Consider the following 21,049-nt stretch of genomic DNA (forward strand, 5'->3'; position numbering starts at 1 on the left):
GCGTCCGCAGCCGTCCGTTCCCGGCCGGAGACAGTCCGGCCGGGGGTTCAGGGTGGGGTCATGCCTCCCGGCCGGCCTGCCTCGTGCGGGAGCGGCGGTACAGGAGCGCCCCGCCCATCAGTGAGGCCAGGCTCGCGACGGCCGCCGCCCAGGTGGTCTCCGCACCGGTCTGCGCGAGGCTGCCGGGCGGCTCGTGCCGTACGACGGGCGGGGTCGGCGCCGGGTGGGTGGCGGGCGGTTCCTGCGGCCGAGGGGGCTCGGAACGCACCGGCGGCGCGACCGGGGGTTCCTGCGGCTTGGGCGGGGTGGCCCGGCCGGGCTCTTGGGGGTGGTCGCCCGGGACGTTCGCGGACGTGTTGCCGAAGACGGGGTTGCCGACACCGACCACGTTCACGCTGTTGCCGCTGACGTTGACGGGCAGGTCGACCGGCAGTTGGAGGCCGTTGCCGGAGACCAGGCCCGGCGAGTCCTGCGTGCGGGCGTGGGCCGTCGCCCCGCTCGGCGCCGCGGGCCGCTCCTTCCCGCCGGTGCCGCCGCCCTTGTTGGCGCACGTGTTGCCCATGGCGGGGTTGAGCAGCCCCGCCACGTTCACGGTGTTGCCGCAGACGTTCACCGGGAGGTGCACCGGCAACTGGATGCCGTTGCCCGAGATCAGCCCGGGCGAGCCGCCCGCGGAACCCTGCGCGGCGGAGTCGGCGTGCACCGGTCCCGCCACTGCCATCGCGCCGGACGCGGCGGCAATGGCGATCACACTGTTTCGGGTAGCCCGTTTCATCGGTTCCCAGCCCTTCCAGACACGGTCGCGGGCACTCACCCGCACCGGAGGAAACGCCGCCGTAAACACGCAAGTTATGGTTTTTCAGCCTTTTGCCCTATACGGCGGCCGACGGGCGTCTTCGCGCGGCCGTCGCGCCCGAGAGCCGTACGAGGGTTCGGCAGGGACATGGCCGCGCGCCTTCGGGTACTCGGACGGTGGTCGTGGCGACGCTTGTCGTACCGCCTCTCCCGTTTCTAGGAGCCTTCGACATGACAGACGTAGCAGGCACCGGTCCCGCCTCCGGAGACGACCGGAGGATCCTGACCAACCGACAGGGCCACCCCGTCTACGACAACCAGAACCAGCGCACCGTCGGCGCCCGTGGGCCCGCGACGCTGGAGAACTACCAGTTCCTGGAGAAGATCAGCCACTTCGACCGGGAACGCATCCCCGAACGGGTCGTCCACGCCCGCGGGGTGACCGCGTACGGCTTCTTCGAGGCGTACGGCGCCTGGGGCGACGAGCCGATCGGCCGCTACACGCGCGCGAAGCTGTTCCAGGAGCGCGGCAAGCGCACCGACGTCGCCGTCCGCTTCTCCACCGTCATCGGCGGCCGCGACTCCTCGGAGGCGGCGCGCGACCCGCGTGGCTTCGCCGTCAAGTTCTACACGGAGGACGGCAACTGGGACCTCGTCGGCAACAACCTGGGCGTCTTCTTCATCCGGGACGCCATCAAGTTCCCGGACGTCATCCACGCCCTGAAGCCGGACCCGGTGGACTTCGAGCAGAAGCCGAACCGGATCTTCGACTTCATGTCGCAGACGCCCGAGGCCATGCACATGCTGGTCAACCTGTTCAGCCCGCGTGGTATCCCCGCCGACTACCGCCACATGCAGGGTTTCGGCGTGAACACCTACAAGTGGGTGAACGCCGAGGGCAACACCGTGCTCGTCAAGTACCACTGGATGCCCAAGCAGGGCGTGCGCTCGATGACCGAGGAGGACGCGGCCAACGTCCAGGCCGGCTCCCTCGGTCACGCCACCAAGGACCTGTACGAGGCCGTCGAGCGGGGTGAGTACCCCGAGTGGGAGCTGCTCGTGCAGGTCATGGAGGACCACGAGCACCCCGAACTCGACTTCGATCCGCTGGACGACACCAAGACCTGGCCGGAGCAGGACTTCCCGCCGAAGCCGGTGGGCCGGATGGTGCTGGACCGGATGCCGGAGAACTTCTTCGCGGAGAACGAGCAGATCTCCTTCGGCACCGGTGTACTCGTCGACGGCCTGGACTTCTCCGACGACAAGATGCTCGTCGGCCGGACCTTCTCCTACAGCGACACCCAGCGCTACCGGGTCGGCCCGAACTACCTCCAGCTGCCGGTCAACCAGGCGAAGAACGCCCGGGTGCGCACCAACCAGCGCGACGGGCTGATGACGTACCACGTCGACGGCGCCGGGGAGAACCCGAGCGTCAACTACGAGCCGTCGATCCGGGGCGGCCTGCGCGAGGCGGAGTATCCGGCGCACGACGAGCAGGGCCCGGAGATCCACGGCCGGCTCACCCGCAAGCGCATCCCGCGCACCAACGACTACCTCCAGGCGGGCCAGCGGTACCTGCTCATGGAGCAGTGGGAGCGCGACGACCTGGTGCGGAACCTGGTGGGTCAGCTCTCCCGGTGCGACCGGTCCGTCCAGGAGCGGATGGTGTGGCACTTCCTGCTGGTGGAGAACGATCTGGGGCTGCGGGTCGGCGAGGGCCTCGGCCTCCGCCCCGAGGACGTCGCGGACCTGGAGCCGCTGGCCAGCCAGGACCTCACCGAGGAGGACAAGGAGCGGCTGGCGAACCTCGGCAAGAACCCGCCGCGGAACGTCGAGGGCCTCACCATGACGCACTGCGTCCCGGACGCGCGCCATGAGGTGACGCGGTGACCCGCTGAGCCCGCACCCCCGACGCGCCGGAACTCCTGGCAGCCCGGCGCGCCGGTCAGCCCACGACGGGCGCCGCCCCCGGCTCGGCCACGAGCCGGGCGTGGCGCCCGCGCGGGCAGTGCACGATCCGGTCGCCGAGGCCGAGCCGACCGGCCTCGGTCAGGAAGGCGGACAGGGGCGAGCGCATCACCGTGTACTCCTCGTAGTGCACGGGCAGCACGGCGCGGGGACCGAGGCGCCGGGCCAGTTCCGCGCCCTGCCGGCCGTCCATGGTGACCAGGAAGCCGCCGGGGAGCGTGGTACCGCCCAGGTGCAGGACGGCCAGGTCGGCGGCCGGGAAGCGGCGGGTGATCTCGTCGAGGCCGTCGTACGGCAGGGTGTCGCCGGAGACGTACAGCCGCAGCCGCGGCGGGCCGCCCGCCGGACCGAGCTCGATCATGCTGCCCATCACCGGGGGCAGCAGCCCTCGCAGCACCGGATGTCCGGCGTGCCGTCCGGGCAGCGCCGTGACCCTGGCCTGGACCGGGCCCTGCCGGAGGGTGAGTCCCCGCCAGGTGCGCAGTCCGGCCACCCGCTCGCGTCCGTGCAGCACCTTCAGGCGGCGCGCGGCGTGCGGGGTGCTCAGCACCGGGACCGAGCGGTCCAGGAGGCGCCGGGACCGGCGGTCCCAGTGGTCCCCGTGCAGGTGGGACAGCACGATCCCGTCGAGTCGGGGCAGGTCCTCCGGTTCCACAGCGGGTTCGGTCAGGCGCCGGCTCAGCAGGCCCTTGCCGAGGTAGGCGTACTGGCCGACGTGCAGGAAGTTCGGGTCGGTGAGCAGGGTCAGCGGCCCGTAGCGCAGCAGAACGGTCGCGTTGCCGATGAAGTGCAGGTCGGCCGTGTCGTCGGTGGGTGGGTCCGTGGTACCGGGCATGGTCGCGTCGCCCTTCCGTCCGAGCCGTCGCGGGTACCCGCACCCGCGCGGGCGTGCCGGGTTCCTCCCGTGCCGGGCGGGTACCCCTGGCGGCGGACGGCATGAGAGGACCGGTCCGGGCCGGCCGGTTCCGTCGCCGTACACCCGTCCGCGCACAGATGGCCGAGCGTGCCGCAGCGGCGGGGCCGGGGAGCTGGTAGCTCTCGTAGGGCAGCCGCTGCCGTACCCGCTCGACCGAGGGACACCGGGGAACCGACCGAGACGAGGAGCGATGACGACCACCGTGCGCGAGACCGGAGCCGAGACCGCGCCGCCCAGCCTCCGGCTGCCCGGCCTCCTGCTGGGAGTGGGGCTCGGCGGATTCGTCGACGGCATCCTGCTGCACCAGCTCCTCCAGTGGCACCACATGCTGACCAGCACCGACCACGACCACATCGGTGTGAAGTACTACGACCCCCACACCGTCTCCGGGCTGGAGATGAACACCGTGTGGGACGGCGTCTTCCACACCGTCTGCTGGCTCGCCGTCCTCGGCGGCCTCGCCGTCCTGTACGCCCGGGTGACCACGGGCCGGCGCCAGGTGTGGGCCTCACGGGTGCTCTGGGGCTGGGTGCTGTCGGGCTGGGGCCTGTTCAACCTCGTGGAGGGCGTCCTCGACCATCACGTTCTGGGCGTCCACCACGTCCACGGCGGCCCCTACCAGGTGTGGTGGGACATCGGCTTCCTCGTGCTCGGTGCGCTGCTGCTGGCGGGCGGCCTGCTCCTGCGGCGCGGCGCCCGGCCCTTCGATCCGGCCGCGCCCCGCGCCGCACGGCCGGGACACGCCGTCTGATGGCCGACGGCACCGCGCATCTGCACACGCACATGCGGCACGCGGAGAGCGGCGGCGCGCTGGAGGTCCTGCTCCCCGTCCTGGCCCTGCTGGCGTGCGCGGGCGGCTATCTGCTGCTGGCGCGCCGGGTCCGCCGCCGCAACCCCGTGCGGGGCTGGAACCCCTGGCGCACGGCCGGTTTCTGCGCGGGCCTGCTCCTGCTGGCGGCGGCGCTGCTGCCTCCGGTCGCCGCCTTCGCCCACCGTGACTTCCGCGGCCACATGGCCCAGCACATGCTCATCGGCATGTACGCGCCACTCGCCCTGGTGCTGGGCGCCCCGATGACCCTCGCGCTGCGCGCCCTGCCCGCACCCCACGCCCGCCGCCTCACCGCGTTCCTGCACAGCGGACCGGCCCGGCTGCTCGCCCACCCGGTGACCGGTCTGCTGCTGTCCACCGGCAGCCTCGTGCCGCTGTACTTCACCCCGCTTTACGACGCCGTGACGGGCCGCCCGGCCGGACACTGGCTGCTGCACGCGCACTTCCTGCTGGCGGGCTGCCTGTTCGCGCACGCCGTCGCCGGACCCGATCCCGCACCGGGCCGCCCCGGTGTGCGCGCCCGGCTGGTCTGCCTGGGCTGCGCCATCGCGGTGCACGCGAGCGTCGCACAGCTGATGTACGGCGGCTTCCGGGTGGCCGTCGGCGCTCCGGTCCCCCAGGTCCGGGGCGCTGCCGAGATCATGTACTACGGCGGTGACATTGCCGAACTCCTGCTGGCGGCGGCCCTGGTCGCCACCTGGCGCCCCGCTCGCGGCGCGGTCACCAGGCACGCGGTGCGCCCCGCGCAGTAGGGACGCGGCAGGCATGCCGGCCGGCACGGCCAGGAGGCGGCACCCCGAGAATTCAGGCCCCCTCGCGGGCCCTCCGGCAGACCCCGCGTGTCCGCGGACCGGACCGGCACCAGCCCGCGCGGCCTGGGTACTGCCGCCCGGCCGCTGCGTCGTCACAGCGGTGTCGCCGCGTGCAGGACCAGGAACAGGGTGACAGCGGAGCTCGCCGACGACATCGCCGACACCAGCGCCCCGGCGGCGGCGCCCCAGGCGGCCAGGCCGACCGAGGTGAACGCCGACGGCCAGGTACGGGCCGCGGGGGCGGGGGCCAGCAGCGCGGCCACCCGGCGCGGCACGGGACCGGTCGCCGCCAGCGCGGCCACGGTCGGCACCGGTATGCGCGGGGACAGCAGGGCCGCCTTGCCGATGGCGCGGGCGACCGTACGCCGGTCGCCGACCGCGCGGGCCGCCTCCTCGTCGGCCCACCGCTCCGCCGTATAGACGACGGCCGTGCGCAGCGGTCTGAGGAACGGGTTGGCGCGGGCCGCCAGGTGCGCGGCGAGCAGGTGGCGGTGGTGACGGGCGGTCAGATGGGCGCGTTCGTGGGCGAACAGGGCACGCCGCTCGGCGGGCGCCAGTCCGGCCAGCAGGGCCGTGCTGACGACGATCCGGCCCCGTCCCCGTCCCCGGCTGCGGCTCGCGGGGAGGGCGTACGCGTACGGTGTGCCGTCCGGGAGGACCGCGACCGTGGACCCCGGCACCCCGGCGAGCGCGCGGTGGGCGCGGTGAGTGACCCGGTGGTGCCGCCACAGGGTGCGGGCGCAGGCCGCGGCGACGACGGAGAGCGCGGGGATGGCGGCCCGGCCGGCCACCTCGTCGTGCGGGACGGCGGCCCGCACCTCCGGGTCGGACCAGCCGTCCGGCAGCGGGTTGCCGGGGAGTTGGGCCGTGCCGACCACCATGAGCAGGGCCAGGCACAGGGTGCTGCACCCGGCCATGACGACGGCGACCGCGGTCAGCAGCCGGGTCGCGGTGCGCGGGTGCAGCCGGGTCTCGGCGAGCCGGGCGACGGGCCACGCGGACAGCGGCAGCACCAGCGGCAGGAAGACGAAGAGCCCCATGAGCGGTCAGTCCTCCGTGCCGCCGGCGTCCGGGCCCGGGATGTCGAGCAGCGCCCGCAGCACCTGTTCGTCGCCGGGCGGCAGGGCGGTGACGAAGCTGGCGAGGACCGCCTCGCGGTCCCGTTCGCCGTCCAGCAGGCGGCGCATGCGCAGGGCGGCCAGCCGGGCCACGTCGGCCGTCGGCGTCCACAGGAAGGACCGGCCGTGCCGTTCGCGGGAGACGACGTCCTTGGCGAGCAGCCGGGTCAGGATGGTGACGACGGTGGTGTAGGCGAGGTCGCCGCCGAGGCGCTCCTGCACCCAGGCCGCGGTGACCGGTCCGTCCGCCTCGCGCAGCGCGCCGAGGACCTGGCCCTCCAGCTCCCCCTGCCCGCGCCGCCGGGCCCGGCCGTCTTCCCTCGTCATCCGTGGAACCTCCCCCGTCTTCACTCGCTCGCTCACCCGCCGTTCCACGCTACTTCACGCCACTGACACTCCCGCACGTGCGGCGCCCGCGCCGGTTCGCGACCTCCCCGAGGAGGATGCCGACGACGAGGAAACAGGCCGGCGGGATGCCGAGCGGCGGCGCGAGGAGGTACGGCGGCACCTCGAAGAGGACACCGGTGTGCAGGTCGATGCCCCAGCGGGTGAGCTCGGCGAGCACCGGGTGGTCGGCGAACCGCAGCTCGTCGGTGACCCGGCCGGCGGCGGGGTCGACGGCGACGGTGCGGTGCAGGCCGAAGGCGCGGCGCCGGCCTCGGGCGCGGGGCGGGCGGGCGTGGCGGTGCCCTCCGGGTGGGCCTTGCGGGCGGCGGTCACCTGGACGGAGACGGGGCAGCGCGCGCTCGCCGGCCGGAACGGTCGGCTCGTGGCCGTACACGAGTCTCTCGGCCTGGATGGAGCCCGCGTACAGCGGGCCGGTGACGGCGGCGGTCAGCGGGAAGGTCGCGACGAGCGCGCCGGCGTAGAGGTGCAGGCCCTTCTCCGGGGCTCGGTGCGCGAATCGCGGGTGGTCCAGTGGTCGGACCGCGAAAGGGCCGAGTTGCCCGGGGTGTTGGTGACCTGTGCCACAGGGGTCGGCGGGCGGGCGTGGCATCCTGACGCGATGGCACCTCCCCGTGATCACGCACCGCTCGCCGAGCGGGTCGAGGAACTCCTCGCCGCCGGCGGCCCCTTGCCCATCGTCGCGGCCGGACAGCCGGTGCTTCGGCGCGGCACCGAGCCGTACGACGGCCAGCTCGGCCCCGCGCTGCTGGCCCGGTTCGTCGAGGCCCTGCGCGTCACCATGCACGCGGCCCCCGGTGTGGGCCTCGCCGCCCCGCAGGTCGGGGTGCCGCTGCGGATCGCGGTCATCGAGGACCCGGCGCAGGTGCCGGAGGAGGTGGCGGTCGCCCGGGGACGGGTGCCGCAGCCCTTCCGGGTCCTGGTCAACCCCTCGTACGAGCCCGTCGGCACCGCCAGGGCCGCGTTCTTCGAGGGCTGCCTCAGCGTGCCGGGGTGGGTCGCGGTGGTGGCCCGGCACGCCGAGGTGCGGCTGCGCGGCGCGGACGAACACGGCCGCGCGCTGGACGAGGTGTTCACCGGCTGGCCGGCCCGGATCGTCCAGCACGAGACGGACCACCTCGACGGCACCCTGTACCTGGACCGCGCGGAGCCGCGCTCGCTGTCCACCACGGAGGCGGCGCTGGCCCTGTGGGCCCAGCCGACGCCGGAGGCGGCGGCCGAGGCCCTGGGCTTCGAACTGCCGTAGCCTGCGGCTCAGTTGTCCCGGTAGGCCTCCAGCAGCCGCAGCCACACCTCGCTCAGCGTCGGGTACGACGGGACGACGTGCCACAGCCGGCTGACCGGGACGTGTCCCGCGACCGCGACGGTGGCCGAGTGGATGAGTTCGCCGACGCCGGGGCCGACGAAGGTGACCCCGCGCAGGATCTCGTCCTCCAGGTCCACGACCATCCGGGCGCGGCCCTTGTAGCCGTCGCCGTACAGGCCGGCGCCCGCGACGGAGGAGAACTCCACGTCGACGGCGCGGACGCGGTGGCCGGCCTGTTCCGCCTCGGCGAGGGAGAGCCCGACCGCGGCGGCCTCCGGGTCGGTGAAGACGACCTGGGGCACGGCATGGTGGTCGGCGGTGGCCGCGTGGGCGCCCCAGGGCTCCTCCGCGACCGTGCCGCCGGTGGCGCGGGCGCCGATGGCGGCACCGGCGATGCGGGCCTGGTACTTGCCCTGGTGGGTGAGGAGGGCGCGGTGGTTGACGTCGCCGACCGCGTACAGCCAGTCGGTGCCGGTCACGCGCATGCTGTCGTCGACGTCCAGCCAGGAGCCGGGTTCCAGGCCGACCGTGTCCAGGCCGATGTCGTCGGTGTGCGGGACGCGGCCGGTGGCGAAGAGGATCTCGTCGCCCTCGATCCGGTCGCCCGCGGAGGTGACGGCCACGACCGTGCCGTTCTCACGGCTGACGGACTCCACGGAGGTGCCGGTGCGCAGGTCGACGCCCGCCTCGGTGAGGGCCTCGGCGACCAGTTCCCCGGCGAACGGCTCCATGCGGTTCAGCAGGCCCTTGCCGCGCACCAGCATGGTGACCCGGGAGCCGAGGGCCTGCCAGGCGGTGGCCATCTCGGTGGCGACGACACCGCCGCCGACGACGATCAGCCGGCCCGGGACCGTCTGGGCGCTGGTCGCCTCACGGCTGGTCCAGGGCTTGACCTCGGCGAGTCCGGGCAGGTCGGGCAGCTGGGCCCGGGTGCCGGTGGACACGGCGACGGCGTGCCGGGCGGTGAGGGTGGTGACCGTGCCGTCGGGTCCGGTGACCGTGACCGTGCGGGGCCCGGCCAGCCGGCCCTGGCCGCGGTACAGAACGGCGCCGGTGCCCTCCAGCCAGCCGACCTGGCCGTCGTCCTTCCAGTCGGCGGTGAAGTAGTTCCGGCGGGCCAGCACGGCCGGGGCGTCGAGCGGGCCCTGGACCGCCTGGGCGAGGCCGGGCAGGCGGCGGGCGTCGCCCTGCGCGATGACCGGCCTGAGCAGGGCCTTGCTGGGCATGCACGCCCAGTACGAGCATTCGCCGCCGAGCAGTTCGCTCTCCACGAGGGCCGTGGTGAGGCCGGCCGCGCGGGTGCGGTCGGCGACGTTCTCCCCCACGGGTCCGCCCCCGATCACCACGACGTCGTAAGCGATGGATTCCGTTTCCGTCATGCAGTCAGTCTGGTGGGTGGTGTGCGCCGTGGCCACACGGGGGTACGCGCGCGGAACACGGGCGTGCGCGGGTGGAATAGGCGGCCGGGCGACTGTGTTTCCGACGTCGGCACACCCCACACCAGGAAGAGGGAATCACGCCATGAGCAGCACTGTGGAGCTGACCAAGGAGAACTTCGACCAGATGGTCACCGAGAACGAGTTCGTTCTCATCGACTTCTGGGCGTCCTGGTGCGGGCCCTGCCGGTCGTTCGCGCCCGTCTACGAGAAGGCCGCCGAGGAGAACCCCGACCTGGTCTTCGCCAAGGTGGACACCGAGGCGCAGCCGGAGCTGGCCGCCGCCTTCGACATCCAGTCGATCCCGACGCTGATGATCGTGCGCGACCAGGTCGCGGTCTACGCCCAGCCGGGCGCCCTGCCCGCGCCCATGCTCGCCGACCTCATCGGGCAGGCCCGCAAGCTGGACATGGACGAGGTCCGCAAGGACATCGCCGCCCAGCAGGACCAGGCCCAGGCGGGCCAGGAGCAGCCGGGGCAGGCGCAGCAGTAACGCGTGCGGGGCCGCGGTGACACCGCGTGCGGGACCGGATCAGCTGGACTCGCGCCGGATCACCGAGGCCCCCAGCACGGTGTGCACCTCGGGCTCGCCGCCCGGGTCGCGCACGGCACGGTCGACCAGTTCGGCGAGGTCCTGCCCGGAGGGCAGCTCGATGTGGACCGTGCTCAGCCGGGGCCGCAGCAGCCGGCCCAGCACCAGGTCGTCGGCACCGATCACGGCGACGTCCTCGGGGATGCGGACGCCCTCGTCCTGGAGGGCGCGCATGAGCAGCATCGCGTACTCGTCGTTGTAGGCGAACACCGCGTCCAGGCCGGACGCGGTCCAGCGGGCGGCCCGTTCGGCGGCGGCCTCCTCGGTGTAGGCGAGGGGCAGCTCCGTCACGGTGGCGTCCGTGCCCCGCAGCGCCTCGCGCACGCCGGCGAGCCGGGGCCGTGAGTAGACCTCCAGTCCCGGTTCCCCGGGCAGGACGACGCCGATCCGGCGCCGGCCCCGCGCGTACAGGTGGGCGCCCGCGCAGTGGCCGACGGCGTCGTGGTCCATCAGCAGCGCGTGCGCTCCCTCGACGCGGCCGGGACCGAGGGTGACCACGGCGCGGGCGCCGGACCGCTTGAGGACGGCGACGCCCTGCGGGCCGAGTCCGGCACCGGGCACCAGGACGGCGACCGGCCGCAGCTCCGCCCAGGCGCGGGCGGCCTCGTCACCTTCCAGGCCGACGCTGCCGTACTGGACGACGGTGTAGTCGAGACGGCCCAGCGCCCATTGGAGTTCGTTCAGGAACCGGCTGTACAGGGGGCCCACCGGGATCGCCGGGGCGGGCATGAGGACCATACGGCTGTGTCCGGCGCGCAGGCTGCGGGCGGCGGCGTGGGGGACGTACCCAAGTTCGCGGGCGGCCTCGTGCACGCGCCGGCGGGTCGCTTCGCTGATCCGTACGGCGCTGGTGTTGTTGAGGACGTAGGAGACGGTCGCGCGCGAGACGCCGGCCAGGCGGGCCACATCGGCACTCGTGGGCGTGTTCGGTATCTGCACCATGACAGACCGCATCTTGGCAGAGGGGCGGGGGCCGGGGCCGGGCGGGGCAAGGTGGTTCATCGTTCGACAAAGAGGACGCCCGCGCGGCCTGTGACGAACACGTTCGTGTCGAACTTGTTCGCGACGAACATGTTCGTTACGGTGACGGGCATGAACGCTGCCCCCCGCTCCCGCCGGGAGCGTCCCGCCAAGCCCGCCCTGACCCGGGAAGGCATCATCGCCGCCGCCGTCGCGATCCTCCGGGCGGAAGGGCTCCGCAAGGTGACGATGCGACGGCTCGCGCAGGAACTCGACACCGGCCCCGCCTCGCTCTACGTGTACGTCCGCAACACCGACGAACTGCACGCGGCCGTCCTGGACGAACTGCTCGGCACCATCGGCCCCGCTCCTGCCGAGGGCACCTGGCGGGAACGGCTGGAGCGGGTGCTCACCGGCTACACCGCGATGCTCCTGGAGCACCCGACCCTGGCTCGCTCGGCGCTGACCGCCCGGCCGAGCGGCCCGCACTACCTGCGCCTGGTCGAGACCCTGCTGGAGCTGCTCCAGACGGGCGGGGTACCGCTCGCCCAGGCGGCCTGGGGGGTGGACCTGCTGCTCCAGCACGCCACGGCGACCGCCGCCGAGCACGCCGGGGAGGAGCCCCAGGGCGACTGGCAGGCGGCGGCCCGGGCCCTGCGCGAGGCGCCCGCGGCCACCCATCCGCACATCGCCGCCGGTGCCGACGCGCTGCTGTCCGGCACGCCCGGGGCCCGCCTGTCGTGGGCCTTCCAGACGCTGATCAACGGCATCGAGCGAACCGCCGTACCGAACCCCGTACCGACCGACGCACTGAACCCCGTACCGACCGAAGGCCAGGAGGCCACGTGACCACCGGTTCCCTCCCCCACCACCCCGTCGCGGTCGTCGGCGCAGGGCTCGGCGGACTCGCGCTCGCCCGCGTGCTGCACGTGCACGGCATCGAGGCCGCCCTGTTCGACCTGGACGCGTCGGCGGACGCCCGGATCCAGGGCGGCATGCTCGACATCCACGACGACACCGGCCAGGAGGCGCTGCGGGCCGCCGGCCTGCACGAGGAGTTCCTGACCCGGGTGCACCCCGGCGGCCAGGCCCTGCGGGTCCTCGACCAGGACGGCGCGGTCCGGCTGGCGGAGCCCGACGACGGCACCGGCGGCCGGCCCGAGATAGACCGGGGCGACCTGCGCGGACTCCTGCTCGGCTCCCTGCCCGCCGGCACGGTCCGCTGGGGCGCCAAGGTCACCGGCGCGCACCCGCTGGACGGCGGCCGGCACCGGGTGACGCTCGCGGACGGCACCGGGTTCACCACCGATGTGCTGGTCGGTGCGGACGGCGCCTGGTCGCGCGTGCGCCCGCTGGTCTCCGCGGCCCGGCCGGCGTACACCGGTGTGTCGTTCGTCGAGGTGGACCTGTGGGAGGCGGATGCGCGGCACCCGGCGAGCGCGGAGGTGGTCGGCGGCGGCATGCTCTTCGCGCTCGGGCCCGGCCGCGGCTTCCTCGCCCACCGCGAGACCGACGGCAGCCTGCACGTGTACGCCGCCGTGGTGGCGCCGGAGGACTGGCTCGACGGCATCGACTTCACCGACACCGAGGCGGCGAAGGCGGCCGTGCTGAAGGAGTTCGACGGCTGGGACGGGAGCCTGCGGGCGCTGGTCGCGGACGCGGACGGCGCGCTGGTGCCCCGCCGCATCCACGCCCTGCCGGCCGGGCACCGCTGGGAGCGGGTGCCCGGGGTGACCCTGCTCGGCGACGCGGCCCACCTGATGTCGCCGTTCGCGGGCGAGGGCGCCAACCTGGCCCTGATCGACGGCGCCGAACTGGGCCTCGCCCTGGCCGCGCACCCCGGGAACACGGAGGCCGCGCTGGCCGCCTACGAGTCCCGGATGTTCCCCCGCGCCGAGGCCGCCGCGACGGACTCCGCCCACAGCCAGTCCCTGCTGTTCCGCACGGACGCGCCGCAGGGGTTGGTGAACATGTTCACCGGCCAGGAGGACTGACCGGGCGGGCTTGGCTCGTCCTGACCGGGCGGGCTTGGCTCGTCCTGACCGGGCGGGCCCTGATTCGTCCTGACTGGGCGGGCCTTGGCTCGTCTTAGCTGGGCGGGCCGGCCCGATTGGGCCGGGGCAACTTGGCCGGGCGCCGGGGGATTTCGAGCGGGCGGAAGTGACTCGGCCGGGCGCCGGGATTGCGAACGGGCGGAGGCGACTCGGCCCGGCGCCGGGGCTCCGCGCGGGCGGGGGGCGTCTTGGCCGGGCGCCGGGGGTTTGGAGCGAGCGGAGGCGACTTGGCCGGGCACCGGCGGTTTGGAGCGAGCGGAGACGACTGGCCTGACGGGGCGATCCGGTTCGAGCGGGCCAGACCGGCGTGGCCGGGGACCGGGGCCCCCAGCGGGCGAGGACGTCTTGGCCGAGCGTCGGGGGCTCCGCACGGGCGGGGGCGACTCGGCCGGATATCGGGCCCCGAGCGGGCGGAGGCGGCTCGGCCGGGAGCGACGGTTCTGCGCGGTGCGCGTCGACTTGGCCGGGTGAGGCCGTCCGAGCCGGGCCGGTTCGGCCGGTCCGGCTCGATGGTTCCGTGCGGCCGATTCGGTGGTTCCGTGCGGCCGATTCGGTGGTTCCGTGCGGCCGATTCGTTGGTTCCGCACGGCCGGTTGGGGTGGCCCGGCTCGGTGATTTCACGCGGGTCGGCTCGTTCAGGTCCGGCTAGCGCAGCGGCTCCGTGCCGGTCACCCGGGCGACCAGATCGAGCCAGCCGGATTCCAGGCGTTCCATCGGCATGTCGCACTGCCGGGTCAGGTGGTGGATCAGCGCGGGGTCCAGCGAGGCGAGGAGGGTGTGGGCCAGCAGGTCGCAGTCGGCGTTGGGGACGATCTGGCGCAGCAGCATCGTGACGTGCATGCGCAGCGACCCGGAGGCGGGGTGCACGAACCGGCGGGTCGGCTCCGGCTGGGCGGCCAGCTGGAGGTCGAGCTGCTCCATGGTGCGGTACAGCACCGCCACGCCGAATGCCCGCAGCCGCTCCAGGGGCGGCGAGCCGGGACCCAGCGGCGGGGGCCCGCACAGGAAGTCGGCCTGGAGTTGCCTGGCCGAGTGGTCGAGCAGGGCCATCAGCAGCCCGGTGCGGTCGCCGAAGCGGCGGAAGACGGTGCCCTTGCCCACGTTGGCCGCCGCCGCCACCGCCTCCATGGTGACCCCGGCCACCCCGTGCTCCGTGATCAGCCGGGCGGCGGCCTCCAGCAGCCGGGCCCGGTTGCGGGCGGCGTCGGCCCGCAGGCCCGGCGCTTCGGATGCCGGGCCGACCTCCAGCAACTGGGGCGTGTCGAGGGGCTCCTCAGGCTTCGGGAAGGGCGGCAGAGCGCTGGACATGTCGACAGCGTAAAGCATCGGGAACAAAACTGGACCGCGGTCCGGTTAGGGTGATACAAACTTAAACGGACCCCGGTCCGGATCGTGACAGCGATGTTTCAGCCCCTTGGAGTTCCCATGTCTGTTCGCATCCTCGCGCTCGTCGGCAGCCTTCGCGCCGGTTCGCACAACCGCCAGCTCGCCGAGGCGGCCGTGAAGCTCGCGCCGGAGGGCGCCGAGGTCGAGCTGTACGAGGGCCTGGCCGACATCCCCTTCTACAACGAGGACGTCGACGTCGAGGGCAACGTGCCGGCCGCCGCCGCCAAGCTGCGCGAGGCCGCCCAGGCCGCGGACGCCTTCCTGCTCTTCTCCCCCGAGTACAACGGCAGCATCCCGGCCGTGCTGAAGAACGCCATCGACTGGCTGTCCCGCCCCTACGGCGCCGGCGCCTTCGGCGGAAAGCCCGTCGCCGTGGTCGGCACCGCCTTCGGCCAGTACGGCGGCGTGTGGGCGCAGGACGAGGCCCGCAAGGCCGTCGGCATCGCCGGCGGCAAGGTGATCGAGGACATCAAGCTGTCCATCCCCGGCTCGGTCACCCGCTTCGCCGAGACCCACCCGGTCGACGACGCCGAGGTCGCCGCCCAGCTGACCGAGGTCGTCGCCCGTCTGCACGGCAACGTCGGCGCTGCCGCCGCCTGAGCCGTACCGCCGCTCCCGTCGGGACCGGCACCCTGTGTTCCCGGTGAGGGCCGGAGCCGCCGCGGCTCCGGCCCTCACCCGTGTCGCAGCCCTTGGCGCCGGGGGCTGCGGCCGAAGTCCCCGGCTCCGGCGGGTCGTGCTCCGGGCGGCAAGGGGTAGACGGCTCGTGACCGCTCATGACCGGTCACGACCGCCTGCGTCGTGACCGACCGCCGGACGCCCCACGGAAGGAGCAGGAGGAGCCATGTCCCTGGTCCCCCCGCCGTTCGACACGGAACTCGCCGCCGTACTGGAGTCGTTCCGGGGTGTGATCGAGCCCGGGTTGGCACCGGAAGACGTCGAGGCCGCCCGGCGCGGCGCGGCCGTCGAGCTGGTCGACGTGACCATGGACGGCGCGTTCGAGGCGGAGGACCGTACGGTGCCCGGTCCGGAGGGCGCCCCCGGCGTCCCCCTCCTCCTGTGCCGGCCGACGACCGCTCCCGTCCCGGCCCCGCTGCCGGTGCTGTACCACGTGCACGGCGGCGGCCTGGTGGCCGGAACCAACCGGGTCGGTGTGACCGAACCGCTGGCCTGGGCGCGCGAGCTGGGCGCGGTCGTGGTGTCGGTGGAGTACCGGCTCGCGCCCGAACATCCGCATCCGGCGCCGATCGAGGACGTGTACGCCGGGCTGCTGTGGACCGCGGAGCACGCGCGGGAGATCGGCGGCGACCCGGACCGGATCGTCGTCGCGGGCGCCAGCGCGGGCGGCGGTCTGACCGCGGCGCTGGCCCTGCTCGCCCGGGACCGGCGGGGCCCGCGCCCCCTCGGCCAGTTGTTGATGTGCCCGATGCTGGACGACCGCAACGACAGCGTCTCCAGCCGTCAGATGGCCGGCCTGGGCGTGTGGGACCGTACCGCGAACGAGACCGCCTGGACGGCCCTGCTCGGCGACCGCCGCGGCGGTCCCGAGGTGTCCCCGTACGCGGCCCCGGCCCGCGCGACCGACCTGTCCGGCCTTCCCCCGGCCTTCCTGGACGTGGGCTCCGCGGAGACCTTCCGGGACGAGGTGGTCGGCTACGCGTCCCGGATCTGGCAGGCCGGCGGCGAGGCCGAACTCCACGTCTGGCCGGGCGGCTGCCACGGCTTCGACGCCCTCGCCCCGGAGGCGACCCTGTCCCGCACGGCCCGCGCGGCCCGCCTGGGGTGGCTGCGGCGGCTGCTGGGTGACCCCCCACCACGCGACACACCTGTGTCCTAGAGTCTCTTCGTGGACATCACCACCTGGTTCGAGGCGGAGGATCCGGAGCAGTACGGCGAGGAGCCCTGGGACTTCGACGAGGCGAAACGCGCGTTCCTCGCGGCCCTGCGCGGCCGGGCCGCCGCCTGGCGGGTGCCGTGGGCTCCCAGCCGGGCCGGACGGCCCGAGGACGGCTCCTCGCTGCTCGTCCACGTGTGCCTCCTCGACGAGGCGCGCTCGATGGCGCTCGGCGAGTGGGCCGTGCACTTCCACGGCTCTCATGTGCGCGCGGGGAAGGTCTGCGACCAGCTCTTCAACCTGCACGAGTCGCCCGAGCGCGGCTTCTTCCGCGCCTCCGGCACGGTGGAGGAGCTCGCCGAGCGGTGCGCCGCCTGGTTCGAGCGCCTGTTGATGCGTCCCGTCGTCCGTGCCGAGTGGCCCTCCGAGGCAGGGGCGCACCCGGCCCGCTGGGAGTTCGCCGACACGGGCGAGGCCCTGGTGACGAGCGCCCTCACCCCCACCGACGCCCCACCGACCCGCCGCCTCCGGGTCCGCCCCTGATTGGCCGGGCCGGACGTGGCCGCGCCCGCCCCGGGGATCACCGCCCCACCCCCTGCAAGAATCCCGGCCCCCGGAAGACACCCGGCTGAAAACCGCGCTCCCGGCCCGCTGTGACGTTACCGTTCGGTAGACATCGTGCCCGGAGTCTCCCGGAGGTGCTCGTCCATGACGCCCGACCGTGCCGCAGGACTCGTGGAGACGCGGCGTGCGCTCGCCGAGGGGGAGGTGAGTTCGCGGGAGGTGGTGGAGCGGGCGCTGGCGCGGATCGAGGCCGCGCAGGCGACGCTGAACCCCTTCCGGATCGTGCGCGCCGAGGCCGCCCTCGCCGAAGCGGAGGCCGCGGACCGGGAGTTGGCCGCCGGTGTGCGGCGCCCGCTGCTCGGGGTGCCGGTGGCGGTGAAGGACGACATGGACGTGGCCGGTGAGCCGACCGCGTTCGGCTGCTGCGGCGAGTTCCCGCCGGCGCCCGCGGACGGGGAGGCGGTACGGCGGCTGCGCGCGGCCGGCGCGGTGATCGTCGGCAAGACGAACACGTGCGAGCTGGGGCAGTGGCCGTTCACCGAGGGGCCGGCCTTCGGGGAGACCCGCAACCCGTGGAACACCGAGCACACGCCCGGCGGGTCCTCCGGCGGGTCGGCCGCGGCCGTCGCCGCCGGGCTCGTCCCGGCCGCGCTCGGCTCCGACGGCGCCGGTTCGGTACGCATCCCGGCCTCCTGGACGCACCTGATCGGCATCAAGCCGCAGCGCGGCCGTATCTCGACCTGGCCGCGCGGCGAGTCCTTCCACGGCATCACGGTCAACGGCACCCTCGCCCGTACGGTCGCCGACGCGGCCCTGCTGCTCGACGCGGCGAGCGGCAACCACGACCGGGACCCGCACCGGCCGCCCGCGCTGACGGCGGCGGACGCGGTCGGCCGCGACCCGGGCCGGCTGCGCGTCGCCCTGTCGCTGAAGCCGCCGTTCACCGCCGTACCCGCCCGGCTGGACCCGGTGATCCGCTCCCGGGTCGTCGAACTCGCCGAGCGGCTGGCGCGGTTGGGGCATGTCGTGGAGCAGGCCGATCCGCCGTACGGGCAGATCGGGCTGGCCTTCGTGCCCCGGGCCACGGCCGGGATCGCCGAGCGGGTCCGCGAGGCACCGGATCCGGCGCTGCTCGATCCGCGTACCCGGGGCGCCGCCCGGCTCGGCCGGCTGCTCGCCGGTGCCCCGCTCCGGGCCGCCCGGCGCGCCGAGGCGGTGCTGCACCGGCGGATCGGCGCGTTCTTCGAGTCGTACGACGTGATCCTCACCCCGACCACCGCCATGCCCCCGCCCCGGATCGGTGCCCTGTCCGGGCTCGGCGGGCCGGCCACGGACCGGGCGATCATCGCCGCCTGCCCGTACGCCTGGCCGTGGAACGTGCTCGGCTGGCCGGGGGTGAACGTGCCCGCCGGGTTCGCCGGCCCCGGACTCCCGGTGGGCGCGCAGTTGCTCGGCCCAGCGAACAGTGAGCCGCTCCTGGTGTCGCTGGCCGCGCAGTTGGAGGCGGAGCTGCGCTGGCACGAGCTGTGGCCGCCGGAGGGGGCGGACGCCGACGCGGATGCCGGCACTCCGGCCGTGTGACGGCGTTCCGCCCGTACGCTGGGGCCATGGACGACGCGTCGATGGTCGGGCTGATGGGGCGGGTGACCGGGACGGTCGGACCCGGTCTGGTCGGCGAGGTGATCGTGCGGGTGCGCGGCGGCGCGGAGCACTTCCTCGCCTATCCGGCCGACGGCACGGGCCGGATCGCGACCGGCACGGTCGTGATGGTGGTGGAGTACCTGCCACCGAGGACGGTCTACGTGACGGCGGCGTACGACAGTTGAGCCCGCGTCGCCCCAGGTGAGGGCGGCGTGCGTCAAGATTGCAACAAGGATTACCCGGCGTCTTCACCCGGGCCCACGGCAGGCGCACACTCCCTTCGTTCGGTGCCGAGAGGGCACCATGCAAAGGGGGCGTATGCCGATGGTTGTCGGCGTCGTTGCGGGGGCGGTCGTCGTTGCCGTCCTCGTGTTGATCGGTCTGTTCAAGATGATGTGGCGGGTCGCCGAGCCGAACGAGGCGCTCATCATCTCCGGGTCCAAGCACCGCACCGAGGGCCTGGAGGAGGGCATGGGCTTCCGCATCGTCACCGGCCGCGGCACGCTGGTGCTGCCCGGTGTGCAGGCGGTGCGCAAGCTGTCGCTGGACCTGAACGAGACCGAGCTGCACGTGGACTGCGTGACGCACCAGGGCATTCCGCTGAAGGTGCGGGGCGTGGTCATCTTCAAGGTCGGCGACGACTTCGTGTCGATCGCGAACGCGGCCCGCCGTTTCCTGGACCAGCAGAAGCTCATGTCGGAGCGGGTGCACAACGTCTTCGCCGGTCATTTGCGGTCGATCGTGGGCGGGCTGACGGTCGAGGACATGATCCGCGACCGGGAGAAGCTGACCGGGCAGACCCGGGCGGCCTGTGGCACGGAGATGGAGAAGCTCGGTCTGATCGTGGACTCGCTCCAGATCCACGAGATCGAGGATCCGACCGGGTACATCCAGAACCTGGCGATGCCGCACGCGGCGGCCGTCCAGCGGGACGCGCGCATCGCGCAGGCCGAGGCGAACCGGCTGGCCACGGAGGCCGAGCAGCAGTCGTTCGCGCGGATGGCGGAAGCCACCCGGGACAGCAAGATCCTCCAGGCCGGCTACCAGGCCGAGCGGGACAAGGCGGCGGCCAAGGCCCAGCAGGCCGGCCCGCTCGCCGCGGCGGCGGCCCGGCAGGAGGTCGTCGTGCAGGAGACGCGGGTCGCCGAACTGGAGGCGCACCGGCGGGAACAGCAGCTCCAGGCGGACGTCCGCAAGCCGGCGGACGCCAAGGCGTACGAGAAGCGGACGCTGGCCGAGGCCGAGCGTGACGCGCGGATCTCGGCGGCCCAGGCGAAGGCGAAGGAGACGGAGCTGGCGGCGGCGGCCGAGGCGACCCGGGTGAAGGCCGCCGCCGCGGCCGAGGCCGAGGCGACCAAGACCCGGGGTACGGCGAGCGCCGCCGCCACCCGGGCCACCGGTGAGGCCGAGGCCGCCGCTCAGCAGGCGAAGGGCCTGGCGGAGGCCGAGGCCACCCGCGCCCAGGGCCTGGCGGAGGCGGAGGCCATCAAGGCGCGGGCCGCGGCCCTCGCGGAGAACCAGGAGGCGGTCGTCGCCCAGCAACTCGCCGAGAAGTGGCCGGAGATCGTCCAGGCGGGGGCGTCGGCGTTCGGCAACGTGGACAACATGGTTCTGCTCAACGGCGCCGACGGCATGGGCGAGTTGTTCGCCAAGGCGCTCACCATGGGCGGTACGGGGCTCGGCCTCGCTCGCAAGCTGCTCGCCACCATGGGTGACAACGGCCAGCCGGTGAACGGGGGTTCGCCCTCGCTCAACGGCGTGGTCGCGCCTCCGCCGCAGAAGGTGCCGGTGGAGCAGGAGGGCTGAGCAAGGGGTGCCGTGCACGGCCGGGGTCCCTCACCAGGGGCCCCGGCCGTGCGCGTGCACGATCCGGTCGGCCGTCTCCGGGCGCGCGGCGGGGTCGCCCCGGCGGCGTGGGCGAGGCCGGGAGGTTCCGCCCCGCTTCGACGCTAGGAGGTCACGCCGTGAGCAGGGCGACGCCGAGGGCGATCAGGGCGCCCGCCTTGAGGACTTCCAGGGCCACGTACCACAGGTGGCTGCGCGAACGGGGCAGTTCCTCCCCCGCGAGGACCCGGTCGGACCTGCGGTTGAGGAAGGGCCGGACGACGGCCAGCTGGGCGAGGAGGAGGGCCGCCACCGCCGCGGTCAGCGAGATGACGGCGGCCGGGGCGTCGCCCAGCGCGACCGCGAGAACCACGACGACCGCGAGGACGGTCTCCACGGCGTTCAGCGCGCGGAACACCAGTCGTCCGATCGCGAGACCGACGGGGATCGTCACGCCCGGGGCACGGAACTTCAGCGGCGCCTCCAGGAAGGAGATCGCCAGCACCATCCCGAGCCACACGAAGGTGACCGCGCCGGCGGTGGCTGCGGCGGTGGAGTTCATGGGAGGGCCTCTCTCCGCCCGGGTGGGTGCAGCGGCGGGGTTGATCG

Annotated in this window: 21 protein-coding genes and 1 pseudogene; 13 read left to right on the top strand and 9 right to left on the bottom strand. The window is 74.1% G+C overall.

The features are described 5' to 3' along the window. Positions 1–58: 58 nt before the first annotated feature. Positions 59–775 (bottom strand): chaplin, encoded by a 717-nt coding sequence (locus AQJ11_RS09860; protein WP_279616942.1) that lies wholly within the window; start codon positions 773–775, stop codon positions 59–61. Between the two features lie 251 nt (positions 776–1,026). On the opposite strand from AQJ11_RS09860, the gene AQJ11_RS09865 reads away from it, so the two are divergent. Continuing rightward, entirely contained in the window at positions 1,027–2,685 is a 1,659-nt protein-coding gene (locus AQJ11_RS09865) for a catalase (protein WP_059262661.1), read from the top strand. Between the two features lie 55 nt (positions 2,686–2,740). On the opposite strand, the gene AQJ11_RS09870 is transcribed toward AQJ11_RS09865, so the two are convergent. Continuing rightward, positions 2,741–3,598: an MBL fold metallo-hydrolase gene (locus AQJ11_RS09870; protein WP_059262663.1), complete on the bottom strand. Its 858-nt coding sequence runs from the start codon at positions 3,596–3,598 to the stop codon at positions 2,741–2,743. Positions 3,599–3,869: 271 nt separating this feature from the next. On the opposite strand from AQJ11_RS09870, the gene AQJ11_RS09875 reads away from it, so the two are divergent. Both AQJ11_RS09875 and AQJ11_RS09880 read left to right on the top strand, forming a co-directional pair. Beyond that, positions 3,870–4,430 carry a DUF2243 domain-containing protein gene (locus AQJ11_RS09875; protein ID WP_059262664.1) on the top strand — a complete coding sequence of 187 codons (561 nt, stop codon included), beginning with the start codon at positions 3,870–3,872 and terminating at the stop codon, positions 4,428–4,430. Continuing rightward, on the top strand, positions 4,430–5,260 hold the full coding sequence (locus AQJ11_RS09880; protein ID WP_059262666.1) for a cytochrome c oxidase assembly protein: 831 nt from the start codon (positions 4,430–4,432) through the stop codon (positions 5,258–5,260). The genes AQJ11_RS09875 and AQJ11_RS09880 overlap by 1 nt, the downstream gene beginning before the upstream one ends. Before the next feature lie 152 nt (positions 5,261–5,412). Here the strand turns inward: AQJ11_RS09880 and AQJ11_RS09885 are convergent, their stop codons facing one another. From AQJ11_RS09885 to AQJ11_RS52635, 3 genes and pseudogenes are all read right to left on the bottom strand, one after another. Next, complete coding sequence (locus tag AQJ11_RS09885) at positions 5,413–6,360, bottom strand: M56 family metallopeptidase (protein WP_014676529.1); 948 nt, start codon at positions 6,358–6,360, stop codon at positions 5,413–5,415. Between the two features lie 6 nt (positions 6,361–6,366). Further along, on the bottom strand, positions 6,367–6,765 hold the full coding sequence (locus tag AQJ11_RS09890; protein WP_014676528.1) for a BlaI/MecI/CopY family transcriptional regulator: 399 nt from the start codon (positions 6,763–6,765) through the stop codon (positions 6,367–6,369). 49 nt (positions 6,766–6,814) lie between these two features. Next, a pseudogene (locus AQJ11_RS52635) lies at positions 6,815–7,066 on the bottom strand (PepSY domain-containing protein); the annotation flags it as partial. Between the two features lie 378 nt (positions 7,067–7,444). On the opposite strand from AQJ11_RS52635, the gene AQJ11_RS09900 reads away from it, so the two are divergent. Beyond that, complete coding sequence (locus tag AQJ11_RS09900) at positions 7,445–8,089, top strand: peptide deformylase (protein ID WP_014676465.1); 645 nt, start codon at positions 7,445–7,447, stop codon at positions 8,087–8,089. Positions 8,090–8,097: 8 nt separating this feature from the next. Here AQJ11_RS09900 and AQJ11_RS09905 read toward each other — a convergent pair whose 3' ends face one another. Beyond that, on the bottom strand, positions 8,098–9,528 hold the full coding sequence (locus AQJ11_RS09905) for a dihydrolipoyl dehydrogenase family protein (protein WP_058083098.1): 1,431 nt from the start codon (positions 9,526–9,528) through the stop codon (positions 8,098–8,100). Positions 9,529–9,670: 142 nt separating this feature from the next. On the opposite strand from AQJ11_RS09905, the gene trxA reads away from it, so the two are divergent. Then, positions 9,671–10,078: a thioredoxin gene (trxA, locus tag AQJ11_RS09910; RefSeq protein ID WP_059262671.1), complete on the top strand. Its 408-nt coding sequence runs from the start codon at positions 9,671–9,673 to the stop codon at positions 10,076–10,078. A gap of 39 nt (positions 10,079–10,117) precedes the next feature. Here the strand turns inward: trxA and AQJ11_RS09915 are convergent, their stop codons facing one another. Further along, entirely contained in the window at positions 10,118–11,131 is a 1,014-nt protein-coding gene (locus AQJ11_RS09915) for a LacI family DNA-binding transcriptional regulator (RefSeq protein WP_208616470.1), read from the bottom strand. Positions 11,132–11,269: 138 nt separating this feature from the next. Between AQJ11_RS09915 and AQJ11_RS09920 the strand changes: the two genes are divergently transcribed. Together AQJ11_RS09920 and AQJ11_RS09925 are read left to right on the top strand one after the other, a co-directional pair. Continuing rightward, positions 11,270–11,986, top strand: a complete 717-nt coding sequence (locus tag AQJ11_RS09920; protein WP_014676460.1) for a TetR/AcrR family transcriptional regulator — start codon at positions 11,270–11,272, stop codon at positions 11,984–11,986. Then, complete coding sequence (locus AQJ11_RS09925) at positions 11,983–13,131, top strand: FAD-dependent oxidoreductase (RefSeq protein WP_059262675.1); 1,149 nt, start codon at positions 11,983–11,985, stop codon at positions 13,129–13,131. Before AQJ11_RS09920 ends, AQJ11_RS09925 begins: the two co-directional genes overlap by 4 nt. Positions 13,132–13,836: 705 nt before the next feature. On the opposite strand, the gene AQJ11_RS09930 is transcribed toward AQJ11_RS09925, so the two are convergent. Next, entirely contained in the window at positions 13,837–14,517 is a 681-nt protein-coding gene (locus tag AQJ11_RS09930; protein WP_208616471.1) for a TetR/AcrR family transcriptional regulator, read from the bottom strand. A gap of 99 nt (positions 14,518–14,616) precedes the next feature. Between AQJ11_RS09930 and AQJ11_RS09935 the strand changes: the two genes are divergently transcribed. The 6 genes from AQJ11_RS09935 to AQJ11_RS09960 all read left to right on the top strand — a co-directional run bounded on the left by AQJ11_RS09935 (position 14,617) and on the right by AQJ11_RS09960 (position 20,422). Next, entirely contained in the window at positions 14,617–15,177 is a 561-nt protein-coding gene (locus tag AQJ11_RS09935; protein ID WP_059262679.1) for an NADPH-dependent FMN reductase, read from the top strand. Between the two features lie 244 nt (positions 15,178–15,421). Continuing rightward, positions 15,422–16,414: an alpha/beta hydrolase gene (locus AQJ11_RS09940; RefSeq protein ID WP_059262681.1), complete on the top strand. Its 993-nt coding sequence runs from the start codon at positions 15,422–15,424 to the stop codon at positions 16,412–16,414. Positions 16,415–16,423: 9 nt separating this feature from the next. Next, complete coding sequence (locus tag AQJ11_RS09945) at positions 16,424–16,954, top strand: hypothetical protein (protein WP_059262683.1); 531 nt, start codon at positions 16,424–16,426, stop codon at positions 16,952–16,954. 165 nt (positions 16,955–17,119) lie between these two features. Next, a complete protein-coding gene (locus tag AQJ11_RS09950; protein WP_059262685.1) occupies positions 17,120–18,556 on the top strand; it encodes an amidase in 1,437 nt (478 codons plus the stop codon). A gap of 26 nt (positions 18,557–18,582) precedes the next feature. After that, positions 18,583–18,801 carry a hypothetical protein gene (locus AQJ11_RS09955; protein ID WP_189887123.1) on the top strand — a complete coding sequence of 73 codons (219 nt, stop codon included), beginning with the start codon at positions 18,583–18,585 and terminating at the stop codon, positions 18,799–18,801. Between the two features lie 133 nt (positions 18,802–18,934). Then, positions 18,935–20,422, top strand: coding sequence for an SPFH domain-containing protein (locus tag AQJ11_RS09960; RefSeq protein WP_059262688.1), 1,488 nt, complete (start codon positions 18,935–18,937; stop codon positions 20,420–20,422). Between the two features lie 151 nt (positions 20,423–20,573). Here AQJ11_RS09960 and AQJ11_RS09965 read toward each other — a convergent pair whose 3' ends face one another. Continuing rightward, positions 20,574–21,002, bottom strand: a complete 429-nt coding sequence (locus tag AQJ11_RS09965) for a hypothetical protein (RefSeq protein WP_059262690.1) — start codon at positions 21,000–21,002, stop codon at positions 20,574–20,576. Between the last annotated feature and the right edge of the window lie 47 nt (positions 21,003–21,049).

The sequence above is a fragment of the Streptomyces corchorusii genome (assembly GCF_001514055.1).
Lineage (GTDB): Bacteria > Actinomycetota > Actinomycetes > Streptomycetales > Streptomycetaceae > Streptomyces > Streptomyces olivaceoviridis.

What these genes read in the sequence shown, in the direction of transcription:
- AQJ11_RS09915 (WP_208616470.1), bottom strand. Translation starts at nt 11,131, where the DNA reads ATGCGGTCTGTCATGGTGCAGATACCGAACACGCCCACGAGTGCCGAT.
- AQJ11_RS09880 (WP_059262666.1), top strand. Translation starts at nt 4,430, where the DNA reads ATGGCCGACGGCACCGCGCATCTGCACACGCACATGCGGCACGCGGAG.
- AQJ11_RS09885 (WP_014676529.1), bottom strand. Translation starts at nt 6,360, where the DNA reads ATGGGGCTCTTCGTCTTCCTGCCGCTGGTGCTGCCGCTGTCCGCGTGG.
- AQJ11_RS09900 (WP_014676465.1), top strand. Translation starts at nt 7,445, where the DNA reads ATGGCACCTCCCCGTGATCACGCACCGCTCGCCGAGCGGGTCGAGGAA.
- AQJ11_RS09940 (WP_059262681.1), top strand. Translation starts at nt 15,422, where the DNA reads ATGTCCCTGGTCCCCCCGCCGTTCGACACGGAACTCGCCGCCGTACTG.
- AQJ11_RS09930 (WP_208616471.1), bottom strand. Translation starts at nt 14,517, where the DNA reads ATGCTTTACGCTGTCGACATGTCCAGCGCTCTGCCGCCCTTCCCGAAG.
- AQJ11_RS09955 (WP_189887123.1), top strand. Translation starts at nt 18,583, where the DNA reads ATGGACGACGCGTCGATGGTCGGGCTGATGGGGCGGGTGACCGGGACG.
- AQJ11_RS09950 (WP_059262685.1), top strand. Translation starts at nt 17,120, where the DNA reads ATGACGCCCGACCGTGCCGCAGGACTCGTGGAGACGCGGCGTGCGCTC.
- AQJ11_RS09935 (WP_059262679.1), top strand. Translation starts at nt 14,617, where the DNA reads ATGTCTGTTCGCATCCTCGCGCTCGTCGGCAGCCTTCGCGCCGGTTCG.
- AQJ11_RS09905 (WP_058083098.1), bottom strand. Translation starts at nt 9,528, where the DNA reads ATGACGGAAACGGAATCCATCGCTTACGACGTCGTGGTGATCGGGGGC.
- AQJ11_RS09865 (WP_059262661.1), top strand. Translation starts at nt 1,027, where the DNA reads ATGACAGACGTAGCAGGCACCGGTCCCGCCTCCGGAGACGACCGGAGG.
- AQJ11_RS09860 (WP_279616942.1), bottom strand. Translation starts at nt 775, where the DNA reads ATGAAACGGGCTACCCGAAACAGTGTGATCGCCATTGCCGCCGCGTCC.
- trxA (WP_059262671.1), top strand. Translation starts at nt 9,671, where the DNA reads ATGAGCAGCACTGTGGAGCTGACCAAGGAGAACTTCGACCAGATGGTC.
- AQJ11_RS09965 (WP_059262690.1), bottom strand. Translation starts at nt 21,002, where the DNA reads ATGAACTCCACCGCCGCAGCCACCGCCGGCGCGGTCACCTTCGTGTGG.
- AQJ11_RS09890 (WP_014676528.1), bottom strand. Translation starts at nt 6,765, where the DNA reads ATGACGAGGGAAGACGGCCGGGCCCGGCGGCGCGGGCAGGGGGAGCTG.
- AQJ11_RS09920 (WP_014676460.1), top strand. Translation starts at nt 11,270, where the DNA reads ATGAACGCTGCCCCCCGCTCCCGCCGGGAGCGTCCCGCCAAGCCCGCC.
- AQJ11_RS09960 (WP_059262688.1), top strand. Translation starts at nt 18,935, where the DNA reads ATGCCGATGGTTGTCGGCGTCGTTGCGGGGGCGGTCGTCGTTGCCGTC.
- AQJ11_RS09870 (WP_059262663.1), bottom strand. Translation starts at nt 3,598, where the DNA reads ATGCCCGGTACCACGGACCCACCCACCGACGACACGGCCGACCTGCAC.
- AQJ11_RS09875 (WP_059262664.1), top strand. Translation starts at nt 3,870, where the DNA reads ATGACGACCACCGTGCGCGAGACCGGAGCCGAGACCGCGCCGCCCAGC.